The sequence below is a fragment of the Actinoplanes sp. CA-131856 genome (assembly GCF_050956135.1).
GTDB lineage: Bacteria > Actinomycetota > Actinomycetes > Mycobacteriales > Micromonosporaceae > Actinoplanes.
Genome location: NZ_CP191849.1, coordinates 10,653,042 through 10,669,618, shown reverse-complemented (window position 1 = coordinate 10,669,618; position 16,577 = coordinate 10,653,042). Strand labels below are relative to the sequence as shown.

General features: G+C 70.1%; 10 protein-coding genes and 1 pseudogene. 5 read left to right on the top strand and 6 right to left on the bottom strand.

From position 1 onward, the window contains the following. The first annotated feature begins 63 nt into the window (after positions 1 to 63). Both ACQP2X_RS49070 and ACQP2X_RS49065 read left to right on the top strand, forming a co-directional pair. Entirely contained in the window at positions 64 to 3,501 is a 3,438-nt protein-coding gene (locus ACQP2X_RS49070; RefSeq protein WP_498693293.1) for an NACHT domain-containing protein, read from the top strand. Further along, the gene (locus tag ACQP2X_RS49065; RefSeq protein WP_498693292.1) at positions 3,476 to 4,393 is read left to right on the top strand and encodes an alpha/beta fold hydrolase; all 918 of its coding nucleotides are present in this window, start codon (positions 3,476 to 3,478) and stop codon (positions 4,391 to 4,393) included. The genes ACQP2X_RS49070 and ACQP2X_RS49065 overlap by 26 nt, the downstream gene beginning before the upstream one ends. Here ACQP2X_RS49065 and fxsT read toward each other — a convergent pair. The 6 genes and pseudogenes from fxsT to ACQP2X_RS49035 all read right to left on the bottom strand — a co-directional run. After that, positions 4,371 to 8,318, bottom strand: a complete 3,948-nt coding sequence (gene fxsT / locus ACQP2X_RS49060; protein ID WP_498693290.1) for an FxSxx-COOH system tetratricopeptide repeat protein — start codon at positions 8,316 to 8,318, stop codon at positions 4,371 to 4,373. The two genes, ACQP2X_RS49065 and fxsT, sit on opposite strands and share 23 nt — an antisense overlap. A 4-nt stretch (positions 8,319 to 8,322) precedes the next feature. Continuing rightward, positions 8,323 to 9,483 carry a TIR-like protein FxsC gene (locus ACQP2X_RS49055; protein WP_498693289.1) on the bottom strand — a complete coding sequence of 387 codons (1,161 nt, stop codon included), beginning with the start codon at positions 9,481 to 9,483 and terminating at the stop codon, positions 8,323 to 8,325. 70 nt (positions 9,484 to 9,553) lie between these two features. Next, positions 9,554 to 10,366: an AAC(3) family N-acetyltransferase gene (locus ACQP2X_RS49050; protein WP_498693288.1), complete on the bottom strand. Its 813-nt coding sequence runs from the start codon at positions 10,364 to 10,366 to the stop codon at positions 9,554 to 9,556. Then, entirely contained in the window at positions 10,363 to 12,627 is a 2,265-nt protein-coding gene (locus tag ACQP2X_RS49045) for an FxsB family cyclophane-forming radical SAM/SPASM peptide maturase (protein ID WP_498693287.1), read from the bottom strand. The genes ACQP2X_RS49050 and ACQP2X_RS49045 overlap by 4 nt, the downstream gene beginning before the upstream one ends. Before the next feature lie 31 nt (positions 12,628 to 12,658). After that, positions 12,659 to 12,832 (bottom strand): hypothetical protein, encoded by a 174-nt coding sequence (locus ACQP2X_RS49040; RefSeq protein WP_179855427.1) that lies wholly within the window; start codon positions 12,830 to 12,832, stop codon positions 12,659 to 12,661. A 416-nt stretch (positions 12,833 to 13,248) separates the two neighbouring features. Beyond that, positions 13,249 to 13,947: pseudogene (locus ACQP2X_RS49035) on the bottom strand (helix-turn-helix domain-containing protein); the annotation flags it as partial. A 216-nt stretch (positions 13,948 to 14,163) separates the two neighbouring features. Here ACQP2X_RS49035 and ACQP2X_RS49030 point away from each other — a divergent pair. From ACQP2X_RS49030 to ACQP2X_RS49020, 3 genes are read left to right on the top strand one after another with little or no spacing between them, the layout of a single operon-like run. Continuing rightward, positions 14,164 to 14,826, top strand: coding sequence for a DUF4097 family beta strand repeat-containing protein (locus tag ACQP2X_RS49030; RefSeq protein WP_498693285.1), 663 nt, complete (start codon positions 14,164 to 14,166; stop codon positions 14,824 to 14,826). An 18-nt stretch (positions 14,827 to 14,844) separates the two neighbouring features. Then, positions 14,845 to 15,780, top strand: coding sequence for an ATP-binding cassette domain-containing protein (locus tag ACQP2X_RS49025; protein ID WP_498693284.1), 936 nt, complete (start codon positions 14,845 to 14,847; stop codon positions 15,778 to 15,780). Continuing rightward, positions 15,777 to 16,556: an ABC transporter permease gene (locus ACQP2X_RS49020; protein WP_498693282.1), complete on the top strand. Its 780-nt coding sequence runs from the start codon at positions 15,777 to 15,779 to the stop codon at positions 16,554 to 16,556. Before ACQP2X_RS49025 ends, ACQP2X_RS49020 begins: the two co-directional genes overlap by 4 nt. The last annotated feature ends 21 nt before the right edge of the window (positions 16,557 to 16,577 follow it).

Below are 16,577 nucleotides of genomic sequence, written 5' to 3'. Positions count from 1 at the left end.
GGCATGATCACCTAGCGGGATCGGTCGATGGCGTTCCGTTATGGGAGTCCGTATGCTCCGGGGATGGCTCGCCGATCTAGCCTCAGCTATCGGGAAGCGATGCGCCGGCTGGCCCCGGGGAATGCCCGGATCTCGCAGATCGACAAGGTGTTGTCGGCGGGGCTGCTCACCGGTGGTGCCCTCTCTCAAGGGGCCACCCTCGCCCTTCTCGGGCCCAAGAACGCTCTTCTCCAAGCCGTCCGTGATTTCACCGGTAATCCGGCCGGGCGGATCCGTACCTCCGGTGGCAAGTCCTACTACGAGCTGCTCGAAGCCAGCCACACCGTCTTGGCCCTCTCCGCCTTCTTCGACGCCTTCCGGGATGAGGTGGGGCCGGGCTTCGACCGGCTCGAGCTGACCGACTCCGAGAAGGGCGCTGTCGCCTCGGGGGACGGGCGCGGGCGGTCGCTGGCCGACGAGATCGACGGTGGGGGCTTTCCGCTTCCGTCGTCGGTGCTGGGGCTGGGTGAGGCCCGTACCGATGTCGAGAACGCCTATGTCGCTCTCTACGACGCCACCATTGTCTTCTGTGAAGGGCTTGCCGCCTGGCCTGATGTTCGGCGCGGGCTCGATCACAGCTCGCTCCGCACGCGCGTTGTCGAGCGGAGCATGCGCTACTACGACGACCGGTTCGATCGGCTCGCGGCCGATCTGCCCGAGTTCGGGTTCCGGACCCTTCGGCAGGCTCTCGAGCATGGGGTCATCGACAACCGGGAGATGACCGAGCGCGTCGTCAACCGGCTCGACGCTCTGGAGGATCTCTTCGGCAATCTGTCGGGGCTGCATGGGCCCATGCCGTCGGTCGTGACCGATCCGCTCCGGGATTCGCTCGATCGGCTGGCCGCCTCCTTGAGCGTGGTGTTCAAGCAGCCTTTGCTGCGGATCAAGGGCATCGACTTCCACCTGGGCATTCCGACGGTCGAGAAGGGGTTCATCAGCCCGGACTTCCGCATCGCGGAGTACGACCGGTACGCCAAGCCGGAGCAGGAGGAGTGGTGGAAGGAGCAGCGGTGGAGTGCCGACCTGGTCGGTTTTCTCAGTGACTATCTGACCGATCCGGAGAGCCTTCACCGTCCACTGTTGATTCTCGGGCAGCCGGGTGCCGGCAAGACCCTTCTCACCCGGGTCATCGCGGCGCGGCTTCCGGCCGCCCGGTTCACGGCCATCGTGGTTCCCCTGCGGCTGATGACGGGTGACAAAAATCCGGCCGAGCAGATCGAGTCGGCGATCGAGCAGATCATGGATGACCGGATCCGGTGGAAGGATCTGCGGGAGGCGTCCAAGCGGACCACCGTAGTCGTCGTCTTCGACGGGTTCGACGAGCTGGTGCAGGCCACCGGCACGGCGCATTCGCAGTACATCGAGCGGGTGGCCGAGTTTCAGGAGCGGCAGTGGGAGCTCGGATTTTCGATGATCCCGATCGTCACGTCACGCATGCTGGTCATGGATCGGGCCAGTCTGCCGTACGGCACCGTCCTGGTCCGGCTCGAAGATCTTGCCGATCAGCAGATCGGGGACTGGGTCGAGGCGGTCAACAAGGAGAACGAGAAGCAGGCCGGTTTCCGGCCGTTGGTGGCCCGCGATCTGCTGTCGTACGGGGAATTGGTCCGTCAGCCGTTGCTTCTGACCCTGCTGGCGATCTACTACAACGAGCACAGCGTCGATCAGCGGCCCGACTACGACATCTCGCAGTCCGACCTGTTCACCGGGCTGCTCACCGCCTTCATCCGGCGGCAGGTGGCCGAGAAGTCGCCGCGGGCGCCGTCGCCGGAGGAGCGGACGGCCGCCGAGGAGCGGCTCCGCCACGATCTGGCGATCACCGCGTTCGCCATGTTCAACCGCAACCGTGAGGTGGTCAACCGGGCTCATCTGCGCGCCGACCTGGCCTGTTTCGGAGCCTCGGGCGACGACGCGGGGCCGCCGGGCGATCAGCTCGGGCCGGAGCAGCTCGTGACGACGGCGTTCTTCGTGGTCTACGGGCCGGACGATCTTCAGGGCGAGGACACCAGGCGGACGTACGAGTTCCTGCACGCGACCTTCGGCGATTTCCTCATCGCCGATCACGTCATCAACTCGCTGGGCGACCTGGCCGAGCTCCGCCGTTTCCTGCGGGCCGGCTCCGGCGCCCAGCTCGGCACCGGGCGGTTCCGGGCCCTGCTCTCGCACCAGCCGCTGGTCAAGCGGGACGCCGTGATGATGTTCGCCAAGGAGCTCAGCGCCAAGCTGACACCGCAGAAGCGGGCCGCCGTCGGTGAGACCGTCGTGGCTCTGCTGGCCGAGGCCCGGCAGCGCAACGACATCGCGGGGATCGACCGCTACGAGCCTTCGCGCTACGACCCGGTGCGCCTGCTCGCCGCCTACACCGCCAACCTGGTCAGCCTGGCCGCCCTGGTCGCCGGCGAGCGCGGGGTGCTGCACACGAGCCTGATGGACGAGACGACCTGGACTTCGACGGTACGACTGTGGCGGGCCGGCCTCGACGAGAAGGGCCAGCTCGCGATGATCAGCTGGCTGGGCCGTGACGGCGAGGGGCGGATCACCGCCGTGCGCCGGGAGCAGCTCGGCAACGGCCTGAACGTGGCGGCCGAGGAGGCCCGGCTGGTCGGCGACATCACCGCGTACGGGCAGTTGCAGGCGGGGGCGCGCACGTGGCGCGGCCACCAGCCGGAAAGCTTCGAGAGTGGCCGCTTCCACGCCGACATGGTCGAGCTGGCCACCCGGCGCTGGCCGGTGCCGTCACTCAACGCCCTGACCCTGTACGACGAGCGCGGCTACCGCCGGCTGCTGGAACGGGCCACCGAGCGGCCCGAGGCGGTGTCCAGCACGACGGCCGCGCTGCTGCTCGAATGCCTGGCCGAGGACGGCCGGCAGCTGCCGCCCGACCTGGTGTGCGCGCTGACCCGGGTGGCGCTGAGCAGGCTGCCCATGTCGGTCACGGCTCCGGCCGAGCTGATCGTCTCGTGCCCGTACCTCATGGACGAATTTCCCGATCTTCTCCGTTCGGTGGGCGCGCCCGAGGGGCACGCCGTCCTGCACGCGCTGATCCTGCGCACCGGGCTGAACCGGCTGCCGGAGCGGTACGCTGCGCAGGTCCGCGCCGTGGTGGCCGATGTGGAGAGCCGGCTGGCCGAGCTGCCGGTGGAGGAGGCGATGGTCTCGGCCGAGATGGTCGAGCAGTTCGCCGACGCCGGCGTCGGCAACCGCACCGCGTTGTGGCTGCTCATCGCACTCAGTGGCTTTCCCGACCAGGCCTGGCGCAAGATTGCGCCGGCGGCCATGACGCGCCTGCTGGCCCAGCGCCGGCCGGACGAGTTCCTGGACGAGGCGCGCCTGAGCCGCATCCTCACCGACTATCTGCGCGCGCACGGCCGGCAGCCCGGCGACGACACCCTCGCCGGCGCGCTGGCGGAGCTGACGGCATTCGAGGAGGCCCGGGTTGTCCCACCCGCAGACACGCCATGAGCACGTCGTCCGTACGGGAGGGAGGATCCTCGCCGTCGACGCGGTCGGAGCGGGGAACGGGCGGCCGGTGTTCCTGCTGCACGGCACCCCCGGCAGCCGCAGCGGCCCCCGCCCGCGGCCGAGCGTGCTCTATCGCCAGGGTGTCCGCCTGATCTCGTACGACCGGCCCGGCTACGGCGGCTCCAGCCGGTCGCCGGGGCGCAGTGTGGCCGACGCGGCCGGTGACGTGGCGGCGATCGCCGACCATCTCGGCCTCGGCGAGTTCTCGGTGGTGGGCCGCTCGGGCGGTGGCCCGCACGCGCTGGCCTGCGCCGCCCTGCTGCCCGACCGGGTGCTGCGCGCGGCCGTCCTGGTCGGCATGGCCCCGTCCGACGCGGCCGGGCTGGACTGGTTCGGCGGCATGACCGACGCCAACGTCCGCGACTTCCGCAGCGCCGGGCACGACGACGCGCTGCTGGTGCAGGAGCTGCGGCGGCGCGCGGCCAAGGTGATCGACGATCCGGGTTCGCTGCTCGAGTTCCTCATCGAGCAGATGACCGAGGCCGACCGCAAGGCCGTGGCCGGGGTGCCGATCCGCCGGCAGTTGCTCGACGCCTACGCGGAGGCTCTGCGTGACGGCCCCGGCGGCTGGATCGATGACGTACTGGCTCTGCGCTCGGATTGGGGTTTCGCTCTGTCCGAGATCAAGATGCCGGTACGTCTGTGGCACGGCGCCGACGACAACTTCACCCCGGCCAGCCACACGCGGTGGCTGGCCGGGCAGATCCAGAGCTCCGAGGTGCAGGTGCAGCGGCACACCGCGCACTTCGGCGCGGTGGCCGTGCTGCCGGAGATCCTGGCCTGGCTGACCCGGCCCGACCACCCGCAGATCAGATCGGATGCGGGTCGATGATGCGCCGCTGAAACTTGCTCTCGCGGATGGCGGCGACCGCGGGATGGCCCTCGCCGAGCCGCCGGGCCAGGCGCCGGGCGGTCGCGTCGATCTGCTGGCTGCGCCGGCCCGGCTCCAGCCGCTCCTGCAGGAGCAGCAGGTTGGCCCGGCAGCGCAGGGCGTTCGGGTGGTCCTCGCCCAGCACCCGGTTGAGCCCGTCCGAGGCGCGCTGCAGCAGGCGCAGCGCCTCCTGGTCGGCCGCGGCGCGGCCCTCGGGCGGGTCGGCCTGCTCGGCGATGGAGATGGCCAGGTTCATCCAGCCCGACAGGGCGTACGGATGGTCGTCGCCGAGCGCGTCGGCCAGCAGGTCGGCCGCCTCCGAGGCCAGCGCCCGGGCCCGGTCGAGGTCGCCCGCGTAGCGCGCCACCATGGCCAGGTTGAGCTGGCAGACCAGGGTGAGCGGGTGGCGCGGCCCGAGGTTGCGCAGATAGATCTGCTGCACCTCGGTGAGCTCCTCGCCCGCGAGCTGGTGCTGGTCGACCTGGAGCAGGTTGATCGAGAGGCTGAGCCGGCAGGTCAGCGTCTCGGGGTTGTCCGGCCCGAAGCGGTCGGTCAGCGTCTTGAGGGCGGCGCCGAGCAGCTCACCGGCCTCGACCGGCTGGCCCGCCGCGCGCAGGGAGACCGCGAGATTGGTCTGCGTGCGCAGGGTCATGAGGTCTTCCGGTCCGCGCGTGCGCAGCAGGTCGCGGTAGACACCGCGGAGCCGGGTGATCGACTGCTCGTAGTCGCCGGCGTCGCGCATGTCGATCCCGACGTAGGCCGACGAGATGAGCGTGTCCGGGTGTTCGGCGTGCCGGAGCAGGCGGCGGCCGGCCAGCACCATCTCGTCGTTCTTGCGGGCCTCCCGGAAATCGCCCATCAGCCGCTGGGTGCTCGCGAGGTTGTTGAGCGCCTTGAGCGACCGCCAGTGGACCTCGCCGAAGTTCGTCTTCCAGGCGGCGAAGGTGCTCGCGTCCAGCGCCAGGGCCTCGCTGTACTGGCCCAGGCCGCGCAGGTCGCGGGCGAGGCCGCCGGCGGTCATCAGCGTGTGCGGGTGATCGTGGCCGAGTAACTCCCGCTGGCGCTCCAGCACCTCGGCGTCGAGCGCGTGCGACTCCTTGAGCAGGCCCAGGAAGCTCAGGATGTTGCCCAGGTTGAACTGCAGGTGCAGCAGCTGGCGCCGCAGGTCGGCCGCCGCCTGCGCGTCGGTCTCGTCGCGCAGCATGCCCTCCCAGGTGCCGGCCACCTCCTCGCCGAGCCGCCGGCCGGCCTCGAGCTCACCGCGGAGCTGGAGGTAGCGCACCCGGTCGATCATCAGCTCGCGGACCTTGGGCACCCGGCTCAGCGGCGCCTTCGACACATCGAGGTGCGGCCAGATCATGCGGAACTTCGGCCAGTCCTCCGGATCGTCGACCTCGTCGCTCGGGCGGGCCGCGGCCAGCACGAGGTGGACCTGGCGGCGGGCCTCCTCCCGGTCGTTCTCGGTCATGCGGGAGCGGACGGCGTGTTGCAGCAGGCGGTGCATGACGACGAAGCCACCGCGGCCGGTCTCGCTGCTGGACGGGTTGTCGGCCCGCAGGTCGACCCGGACCAGGGCGAGCCGGTGGGCCTGCTGCACGAGCTGCTGGCGGATCAGGCGCTCGGTGGTCACCTGGGAGTGATAGGGAACCAGGGCCTCGGCGAAGGCGTCGCTGTAGACCAGGTCGGTGGCGATCTCCGGGGAGAACATCGAGCAGAGCTGGAGCACCCGGTAGGCGGCCGGATAGGTCTCGCGCAGGTGACTGAGCGACAGTTCCCAGGTGGCCTCGACCGACTCGTTCTTGTGCGGCTCCATCACCGCGCTGCCACCGGCCTGGACGATCTCGGAGAGATATTGCTCGACCGAGGCGCCGGTGTCGGCCAGCCAGGCGGCGGCGGCCGCGATGGCGATCGGCAGGTCGCCGAGCAGGGCCGCGATCCGGTCGGCCTGCTCCTCCTCGATGGTCGGCACCCGCTGGATGAGGTGCTGCTTGCTCTCCTCGCGCTTGAACACGTCCACCTGAAGCGCGGTGGCCCGATCGGCCCACTGGAGGTTGCGCGAGGTGATCAGCACGTGGCCCTTGCCCTCGGGCACGTAGGGCAGGACGCCGTCCACCTCGTCGGCGTTGTCCATGATCAGCAGCCAGCGCAGGTCGGTGTGCCGCAGCGCCTGGAGCACGGCCCGGGCGTTGTCACGGTTGGAGTCGGACGGGCTCAGGCCGAGCGAGGTGGCCAGGTCGCCCAGCGCCGACTCGAGGAACGACACCTGGTCGGCGTCGATCCACCACACGACGTCGTAGGCGGCCCGGTAGCGGTGGGCGTACTCCAGCGCCAGCTGGCTCTTGCCGATGCCGCCCATGCCCTGCAACGCCACCGGGCCGGGGCTGGCCAGCACGACCATGGGGCTGCTGCGCAGGTGGGTACGGAGTTGGCGCAGATCCTCCTCGCGACCGGTGAACCGGGTGTTGCGGCCGGGCACCTCGAAGACCGAGTTGTCGGCGCCCGGGAAGCGCGGGCTGGTTGGCAGCTCCACATCGGAGGGCGCACCCTCGCGGCCGATGAGGCGCAGGATCCGGGCGGCCGCCGCCTCGGCCTCGAGCCCGGCGATCGAGACGGTCTGCGAGGGCGGCACATGCGCGAGGCGGCGCACGTCGGACACGTAGACGACCAGCGGCACCTGGTCGGGTGACCGGTCGGCGGCGCCGGCCACGGCGTCATCGGTGGCGTTCGACTCGGAGACGATCAGCAGCTCGCGGGCCGCGCCGGAGACGTCGCCGCCGGCGTCCGGGAACCACGGGTCGACCACCTTGACGTCGGCCGCGACCAGCAGATGGCCGATCCACTCGGCCCACACCCGGTCGTACGAGGAGTGGCGCAGCACCACCTCGTTCTCGACCGAGGCGGGCGTGCGGGCGAACCGCGCGTTGATCCGCTCCCGCAGGGCGGTGGCCATGGGCGGCAGCGACTGGACGTCGCCCTCGGTGATCTCGTAGGCCAGCACCTCGTACGCCGACAGCAGCGAGCCGTTGGAGCCGGGCTGGTCGGCGAAGGTCGCCAGCAGCTCCTCGTACCCGTAGAAAGCCTGATAGGGCACCTGCATCCGGGCCCAGTAGCGATCCCGTTCGGCCTCACCCAGGCCGCTCGGCAGGCCGGTGAAGCGCTGCCGGGCCACGGCCCGGCCGGTGTCGGCCTTGACCTTCTCGGCCGGGTCGATCCGCATCGGCACCGGCAGCACCCGGATGCGCCGTTTGTCGTAGCGGTGCTCGACGAGCTGGGCCACCTTGGCCGCGCCGACGATGCCCTGCTCGCTAAGGGTGAAGCAGGTGACCAGGATGTCGGGCAGGTGGATGGTGCAGATGTCGGAGACGTCGGAGAACCCGGTGCGGCTGTCGATCAGGACGTAGTCGTAGTGCTTCTTCATGTCGGCCCGCAGCGCGTCGAAGAACTGGCCGCCGCCCTTGCGCTCGTAGAAGTCGTCCCAGTTCATGCCGGCCAGATATCCGGCGTAGTCGTTGTTCTGCTGCCCGGCCGACAGGAAGTCGAGAGTGCCGCCCTTGGGGAAGTGCTGCCAGTTCAGCGAGAACGAGTACTTGTGCACCCGCGCGTACTGCTCGTGCCAGCGTTCGCCGTCCTTGTCGGACTGGGTGGCGGTGGACAGCTCGTAGTCCTCGATCAGGTCGATGACGCCGAACATGCTGTCGAGCGCGTCACGGTCGATGAACGGGGCGAAGAACCGGGCCAGGCCGGGCGACTCGAGGTCCCAGTCGACGGCCAGGACGCGCTTGCCGTTCGCGGCCAGGATCCAGGCGACGTTGGCCAGCGCCATGGTGCGGCCGGTGCCGCCCTTGTAGGAGTAGAACGTGACGACTTTCCCGTCCCGCTGCGCCATGTGATCACTCCGTGCTGGGTGGAATGCTGTCCCACAACCGCGGCCGCCTGGTCGGCCGGCCGGGCGGTGGATAGGCCGGGTGTTCGTCGAGATAGCGGCGCCGCATGCGGTGGGCCAGACCGTTGATGCCGGAGCGCCACTCGTCGTACGCGGTGGCCTTGAGCAGTCCCGCGTGGGCCGGGAAGTGTTCGGCCACCCGGTCGAGCTGGTCGCCGGCCGGGCCGTCCGCGATCAGCACCACGCCGACCCAGCTGCGCAGGCAGCTCGCGGCCTCGCGGATCACCGCGGCGCCGGCCGTGCCGAGCACCCGGGTGTCGATCACGATGATGCCGGGGCAGTGCTCGAACAGGTCGCCGGCCGGCACGAAATCGTGGACCCGGGCCGGCATGCGCAGGCGTTCCACGGCGAGCACGATGTCGGCCACCACGGGCGGCTGGCCCGGGAAGGGCCGCCACTGGCTGCGCAGCGACTCGTATCCGTTGGCCGCTGCGGCGTCGCCGGCCGTGGGCGCCCAGTCGGAGGTGATCAGCACCGTCCGGAAGGGGATGTCGACCGGTGGGGGCGGGGTCACGGCCGGCTGGGCCGAGGGTGACGTGACCTGGAGGGGAGAGCTGGCGGCGGTCTCGACGATGTGCCGGGCCATCCGCCGCACGATCTTCTGATATTCGCCCTGGTAGATCAATAATCGGCACAGCGCGCTCATGCCGCTGTCCGCGTACGCCTCGACGTCGCGGGCGATGAGCAGGGCCCGTTCCTGTTCGGCGCGGTGGGCCCGCAGCGGCGACGGTGTCCACAGCACCGGCAGGATGTTCGCGCCGTCGGGCGCCCGTCCGGCCCGCACGACACGCTGCCGGAACCAGTCGCGCTCGCGCCTCGACTCGTGCCGGTTCAGATATTCCGGTGTGTACAGCGGAACAAGGACGTCGGCCTCGGTCAGCGCGCGCTGGCGCTGCGCCTGGCGGTCCTCCGACGGCGGCACCACGAAGTCGGCGAAGCCGGGCCGGCGGATGCGGCGCCCGGGCTGCTCGTCGATGGCCGCGTTGAGGTCGACGAAGAAGCGGCGCACCCAGTGGTCGCCCAGGAGCCGGTCGTCCGGCGACGGTATCGGGGCATAACTGAGATAGAAGTACCGGGCGTCGGCCGAGGAACCTCTATCGAGAGTCATCTCGGCGTGATCACTAACTGCTCCCCCGAACGGCGCGCTCCGTGACGTTAACCTCAGACTAGAGAGGTAATCAGATGGAGGCCAGGTTCTCCCGCGCCGGATTACGATCCAGCCACCCGACCGCGAACCGGACCATCGCCCGGATGGGTAGCAGACGAGCCGGTGCCCGCCCGATCGTGCCCTTCCGGGTGAACGGCTGATCGTCGAGGCTCAGGCCGATGCTGGTGAACGGCGCGGCGTCGAGATGGGGCGCGTGGAAGTCGCGGCGGACGCGCTGGCCCCGTTCGAGCTCGTAGCAGCGGTACTGGCGCACGATCGGCGGCCGCCGGAGTCGGTATTCGGCCAGGTGCAGGGCCGTGCACGACTCGTATCCGACGCCGAGCAGGAGCGTCTTGGCGTTCGCCCGCTCCAGGGCGGCCAGCGGCGACCGCTCCCCGAGGTGGCTGTCGAGGTCGTGCACGCGCATGAGCTCACGGGCCCGGCGGCCCCACGCGCTGAACGAGGTCTGCGGATGTCCACTGCGGAGGGCGCCCGGCCGGCGGCGGACGTATTCGGCGAAGGCGCCGACGCCGTACGAGGGGGTGCGGCGGACGTCGAAGCCGGGCATCCGATCTTCGTAGGCCCGCCGCTCCTCGTTGGTCATCCCGTCGGTCGCGGCCCGGTAGGCGTCGCTGCTCACCGAGTTGCCGGGTGTCTGCGCGGGAACGACCAGCGTTCCGCCCGGGCCCACGGCGGCGCGGATGGCGCCGGCCAGGGCGGCCGCCCCGCCCGCGATCGGCCCGGCGCTGCGCATCGAGCAGTGCACGAGCACCACGTCGCCACCGGCCAGGCCCAGGGCCCGGAGCTGGGCGGTCAGGGCGCGCTGGCGGATCGCGGTGGTCATGGCGCCCAGGTGCTCACCATGCCGGAGACCTGCCGCAGCAGGCGCGAGCCGACCGGGGTCAGCGCGTCCGCGCGCTCGAGCGCGTGGATGGCCTCGGTGGTCCAGGCCCGATATTGCTCGAAGACGGCGGCGGCGCCGTCGACGTGCCGGTCGCTGCGGACCCGCCACATGCCCGCGACGGCGGCGTGCGCGTAGATGCCGTGCAGGACGGCCTCGGCCGGGCGGGGGTCGGGCCGCCAGCCGACGGTGATCTTGTTGGACTTGGTGACGTCGACCAGGTTGCAGATGTCGAGCAGCGCGTTCATCTTGCTGTGCTGGAACTCGTGCACCAGCAGCACCGCCAGCGAGGCCGGATCGGTTTCGGTCACGGCCACGCTGCCGAAGGCCTGCCGGGCGGTCGAGGCCTCGCTCACCCCGTCGCCGGTCAGGCGCAGCGGCACGATCGCCCGCAGACCCACCCGCAGCTCCTCGGCGTGACCGGGTGCCTCGTCCTTCAGGATCCGCCAGGCCTCGGCGAAAGCGGCCGCCCAGCGCTGGGCGGCGTCGTCGCTGAGCCGGTCGGAGGCCGGGAGCTTGTGGCAGTCGCGGTGCGGGTCGAGGTCTTCGAGCAGGACGGCCAGGCCGTCGGTGACCAGCCATCGGTTCGGCTGCCAAGCGGTCTCGTCGTCGCGCCGGACGCTGACACCGTCCACGGCCAGGGAGCCGTCGCCGACGCCGAGCTCGGCGATCGAGTCGGCCACGCCGGGCCGCAGGATCGTGCCGAGCGTCGGCAGGTGGACGCGGCCGTCGCGCACCGGGACGAAGGTCCGTGCGGGCACACCGGCCGCGAAGGCGGCGGCCGCGGCGATCGACCCGAGATATCCCGGGCCCTGCCACGTGCCGGTCCCGGCGCCGGAAAGCAGTTCAACGGCCCAGGACCGGATGTACGGATGGGCGAGCACCCCGGCCACGGCATCGGGATGGGCATGATCAAGGTCGGTCAGCACGGCCCAGTTGTGTGCTGACGGCCCGGTCGGTTCCAGCCCGGCCGCGACCTTGACCAGCAGACCGCGGACGATGGCGTTCTGCGCCTCGTCGAGCCGGCGGACGGCATCGCCGTCACCGGCCGACACCGCTATCCGGTCGAGCACCGCCGGCGGCAGCAGGGAGGGGTCGGCGTCCGCGGGCGCCGGCGGGGGATTGTCGTTCACGAACATGATCAGTTCTTTCAGATCGGCGCAGTAGACGCTCGGGTTGTCGAAGGTCCCGGCGCCGTAACGATGCGCGAACAGGCCGCCCCCGCACTGGCCGACCACCGGGCACCGCCGGCAGACCGGGCTGAGGCCGTCGAGGCCGGAGCGGCGGCGGGCCAGCTCGGGCGCGGCGGCCACGTCGTCGGCGGTGTGGGTGAAGACCGTCATGCCGGTCGCGGCGGCTCCGTCGAACGCGGTCTTGAGCGAGTCGGCCTGCTCCCACTCGCCGTCGGTCTCGATCACCGCGAGGTCGACCGGGTCGAGGCCCACCCACTCGCTGCCGCTCGGCCGGCCCTCGGCCAGCGCCAGCAACGAGTCGAACAGGCGGATCGCGACCGGGCGGCCGTCGCTGATCCAGCGGCGGTAAACCGCGGAGAGCCAGGTGGCGTACGGAGCCGGAACGCCGCCCGGGCGCAGCGGCGGCGTTTCCCAGGTGGCGTGCGGAAGGAGGAAGTCGATGCGCGGTGGCGCCTGGGCCACGAGCGCCTCGTAGACCCGGAGGGGATCGGACCGGACGTCCACTGTGCACAGCAGACCCGAGTAGAGCCGCCGGAAAGCGGGGCGGCGTAACAATTCCAGCGCCCGCAGAACCTGGTCGTAGCTGCTGGCGCCATTGCGGTAGCGCCGGTGCAGATCGTTTGCCTGGCGGTCGCCGTCGATCGAGACGCCGACCCGGACGTCGAACTCGGCCAGCAGCGCGGCGAAGCGCTCGGTGAGGAGCACGCCGTTCGTCTGCATGCCGAGCCGCAGCGTGGTCACCGGGCTCACGATGTCGCGCAGCTCGGTGAGCACCTCGCGCATGCGCGCGGGCCCGAGCAGGAGGGGCTCGCCGCCGTGCAGAATGACCGAGACGTGGGCCAGATCGTGTTTCCGGGCGTGCTCGGCTATGCGGTGCGCGGCGGCGCGCAGGACGGTGCCGTCGATGCGCGCGGGGCGCCGCCGCCAGCTCTGATCGGCATGCTCGAAGACGTAGCAGTGGTCACACGCAAGATCACATCGTGAGTGGACCTTGAGTACGAACTCCGTCAATGTCCCATCGGGCTGCCGGGCGGGCATGGGCTCAGATGAACGAGGAGAACTTCGCCGCGGGGATCCGGGTCTGGTCGAGGTGGGCCGCCATGATCCGGTTGACGATCGGCGACACGTCGTCGTCCGACAGGTCGTCGAGGTGCTCGGTGTTGAGCTTTCCCAACGGGAGCCGGGGCTTCTCCGCGTGCACAGCTAGGGTCGTCATCGATCTTCCTTTGGGCTTCTGTGGAGAGCGACAGACCGCCTCGCCGACGGCCTACCGTAGTGCCTGCGGCGGCCGACCGCCAACGGGCTAAGGGACGGACTTTGAGCGCGAAAAGGTGACCCGGGTCGATGCCGAGAGGCTTGCCCGGACACGCTCGCGCTCGTCGTCCCAGCCTCGGTGGGCGTACCCGAGAGAGGGTGGCCTGTCGCCAGACTAGTCTTGTCGCCTATGGCCAGGGGCGATTAAGGTCAAGTCGTTTTGGCGTGTTTTTCAGTTAGGTTTGTTGACTGATCTGACTCCGTGCTGCCAGCCGGTACGGACAACGCCGCGGAAACGTTCGAAGCCGTTCCCGTCCCCACCAACGGGTGACGTCGGAAATCCGATTGATCCGCCTCGGGCGGCGCATCCGCGGCCGCCGTGTAGAGGATGTCCCGCGCCTGCTCGGCGGCACGGATGATGCTCTCGGCGACGAAATCCATGAACCGGGCGACGTTCTCGAGGCGGACCCCGGCCGGAGTGCCGGCACCCAGGACGGTGACGCCCTGCCGCGCGGTCGCGGCCAGGTCGGCGTTCTGCCGGGCGGCGGCGATCATCGAGTTGAACCAGACCTCGTTGTCGACGCGGTAGCGCTCGCGGCGGCGCTCGTCTCGCTCCCGCTGGATCAGCTCGAGGTCTTCGAGCAGGCCGACCGCCTTGGAGATGGACGCCGGGCTCACCTGGAGGCGCTGGACCAGCTCGGCCGCCGTGAGGCTGCCCTCGTCGGTGGTGAACAGGCAGGTCAGGATGCGCGCGGTCATCTTGGGTAGGCCCTGCTGCATGAACACGGTCGTGAAGGTCTCCTGATATTCGAGCACGGCCGCGGCGTCGCGCCCGTGCGCCGGCGGCACCACGGGCCCGTCGGGGGAGCCCTGCCGGCGCCGGTGGGCGCGGCGCTCGGTGGCCCGGTGGGCCAGGTCGGAGCGATAGCCGGTGGGCCCGCCGTTGCGCATCACCTCGCGCGTGACGGTCGAGGTGGGCCGGTCGAGCCGGCGGGCGATCTCCGCGTAGGCCAGGCCGTCGGACAGACCCAGTGCGATCTGCTGACGTTCCTGCTGGGTGAGCCTGCCTCCGGGCATGCCGATCTCCCTTCCTCGGTGCCGCCAGCATAGCGTTCACTTTTGTCCAATGCAACGAAGTGTCGTGGCAGCGTTGCATTGAAATCCGAACCGTTGCAACGAAATAGTGGCTCTGAGCTGGTAGTTGAGTTCTCCAGTGCAACAAGCTTGTTGCTCGAATTGCAAACGCAACGTAGCGTTTCACTCATCGGAAACAAGCAACGCAAGGAGAGAACGATGCCTACCTTCACCACCTCCGCCCCGATCACCGCCGTCCTCGACATCCCGGCCGGGCGCGTCCAGTTCGTCGCCGCCGACCGCTCCGACACCGTCGTCGAGGTCTGGCCGGCCAACGCCGACAAGGGCCGCGACGTGAAGACCGCGGAGCAGACCAAGGTCGAGTACGCGGACGGCGTCCTGCGGATCGAGGCCCACGCCACGAACCAGATCCTCGGCAGCTCCGGATATCTCGAGGTGACCGTCCAGCTGCCCGCCGGCTCCCGGATCGAGGCGAAGGCGGCCGCGGCCGAGCTCCGGGGCGTCGGCCGGCTCGGTGACGTCGTCTTCGCCGGCGCTCAGGGCGAGATCAAGCTCGACGAGGCCGCGAGCGTGCGCCTCACGACCTCGGCCGGTGACGTCACGATCGGCCGCCTCACCGGCCCGGCCGAGATCGAGACGGCCAAGGGCGACATTCAGATCGACGAGGCCGTACGGGGCACCGTCGTGGCCCGGACGCAGGCCGGGTCGATCTCGGTCGCCGCGGCCCGGGGCGTCTCGGCGTCGCTCGACGCCGGCACCGGATATGGGCGCATCACCAACGACCTGAAGAACGACGGCACGGCCACGCTCGACATCCACGCCGCCACGGCCTACGGCGACATCGTCGCCCGCAGCCTCTGAACCGGTAAGGGGAGACCAATGACCACCCTGGCCATCGCGGCGAACGGGCTGCGTAAGTCGTACGGCGACAAGGTTGTGCTCGATGGAGTCGATCTGGCCGTGCCCGAAGGAACCATCTTTTCCCTGCTCGGTCCGAACGGGGCCGGCAAGACCACCGCGGTGAAGATCCTGTCGACCCTGATCTCACCGGGCGGCGGCGAGGTGCGGGTCGGCGGTCACGACCTGGCCGCCGATCCGCAGGCCGTGCGGGCCGCGATCGGCGTGACCGGGCAGTTCTCCGCGGTGGACGGTCTGATCACCGGCGAGGAGAACATGCTGCTGATGGCCGACCTGCACCACCTACCCCGTGCGGAAGGACGCCGCCGGGCGGCCGAGTTGCTGGCCCGCTTCGACCTGGCCGACGCGGCCGGTAAACCGGCTTCCACCTATTCCGGGGGGATGAAACGGCGGCTGGACATCGCGATGACCCTGGTCGGCCGGCCGCGGATCATCTTCCTCGACGAACCCACCACCGGTCTGGACCCGCGCAGCCGGCACACCATGTGGCAGATCATCCGCGAACTGGTCACCGACGGCGTCACCGTCTTCCTCACCACCCAATACCTGGAAGAAGCCGACCAACTCGCCGACCGGATCGCCGTGCTCAACAACGGCGTCATCGCCGCCGAGGGCAGCGCCGCCGAACTCAAACGCCTCATCCCCGGCGGACACGTCCTACTGCGCTTCACCAACCCGAACACTTATCAAGGCGCGGCCGCGGCGCTGCCCGACGCCACCCGCGACGACCAGTCACTCGCCTTGCAGATCTCCAGCGGTGGCACCCAACGCGAGCTGCGTGCCGTGCTCGACCGGCTCGATGCCGCCGGCGTCGACGCCGACGAACTGACCGTGCACACCCCCGACCTCGACGACGTCTTCTTCGCCCTCACCCAGCCCGTGGAGGTTTCCCGATGACCACCCTCGCCGTTCGTGACTCCTCGACCATGCTGCGCCGTAATCTGCTGCACGCGCGCCGCTACCCGTCGCTGACACTGAACCTGCTGCTCACACCGATCATGCTGCTGCTGTTGTTCGTCTACATATTCGGTGACGCGCTCAGCGCCGGGATAACCGGCGGCGCACCCGACCGAGCCAGATACATCGCCTACCTGGTACCCGGCCTGCTACTGATGACCATCGGCAGCACGGTGATCGGTACCGCGGTGTCGGTCTCGAACGACATGACCGAAGGCATCATTGCCCGGTTCCGCACCATGGCCATCCACCGCGGCTCCGTACTCATCGGCCACGTCATCGGCAGCGTCCTGCAATCAGTAGCCAGCGTCATCCTGGTCGGGGCGGTGGCCGTGGCCATCGGGTTCCGGTCCACCGACGCCACCGTCCTGGAATGGCTGGCCGCGTTCGGCCTGTTGGTGTTGTTCGCCCTGGCTTTGACCTGGATCGCGGTCGGGATGGGGCTGGTCAGCCCCAACGCCGAAGCCGCCAGCAACAACGCCATGCCACTGATCCTGCTCCCCCTGCTGTCCAGCGCCTTCGTCCCAGTCGACTCGATGCCCGGCTGGTTCCAGCCCATCGCCGAATACCAGCCCTTCACCCCGGCCATCGAAACCCTGCGCGGCCTGCTGCTGGGCACCGGGATCGGCCACAACGGCTGGCTCGCGGTGGCCTGGTGCGCGGGCCTGGCGATCCTCGGCTACTTCTGGTCGACGTCGCGCTTCAACCGCTCCTGAGAGGTGCGAAAGGGCGGGCCG

Excerpts from the sequence above, each read along its gene's own strand:
- ACQP2X_RS49025 (WP_498693284.1), top strand. The coding sequence starts at position 14,845 with ATGACCACCCTGGCCATCGCGGCGAACGGGCTGCGTAAGTCGTACGGC.
- ACQP2X_RS49050 (WP_498693288.1), bottom strand. The coding sequence starts at position 10,366 with ATGACCACCGCGATCCGCCAGCGCGCCCTGACCGCCCAGCTCCGGGCC.
- ACQP2X_RS49055 (WP_498693289.1), bottom strand. The coding sequence starts at position 9,483 with ATGACTCTCGATAGAGGTTCCTCGGCCGACGCCCGGTACTTCTATCTC.
- ACQP2X_RS49040 (WP_179855427.1), bottom strand. The coding sequence starts at position 12,832 with ATGACGACCCTAGCTGTGCACGCGGAGAAGCCCCGGCTCCCGTTGGGA.
- ACQP2X_RS49020 (WP_498693282.1), top strand. The coding sequence starts at position 15,777 with ATGACCACCCTCGCCGTTCGTGACTCCTCGACCATGCTGCGCCGTAAT.
- fxsT (WP_498693290.1), bottom strand. The coding sequence starts at position 8,318 with ATGGCGCAGCGGGACGGGAAAGTCGTCACGTTCTACTCCTACAAGGGC.
- ACQP2X_RS49030 (WP_498693285.1), top strand. The coding sequence starts at position 14,164 with ATGCCTACCTTCACCACCTCCGCCCCGATCACCGCCGTCCTCGACATC.
- ACQP2X_RS49070 (WP_498693293.1), top strand. The coding sequence starts at position 64 with ATGGCTCGCCGATCTAGCCTCAGCTATCGGGAAGCGATGCGCCGGCTG.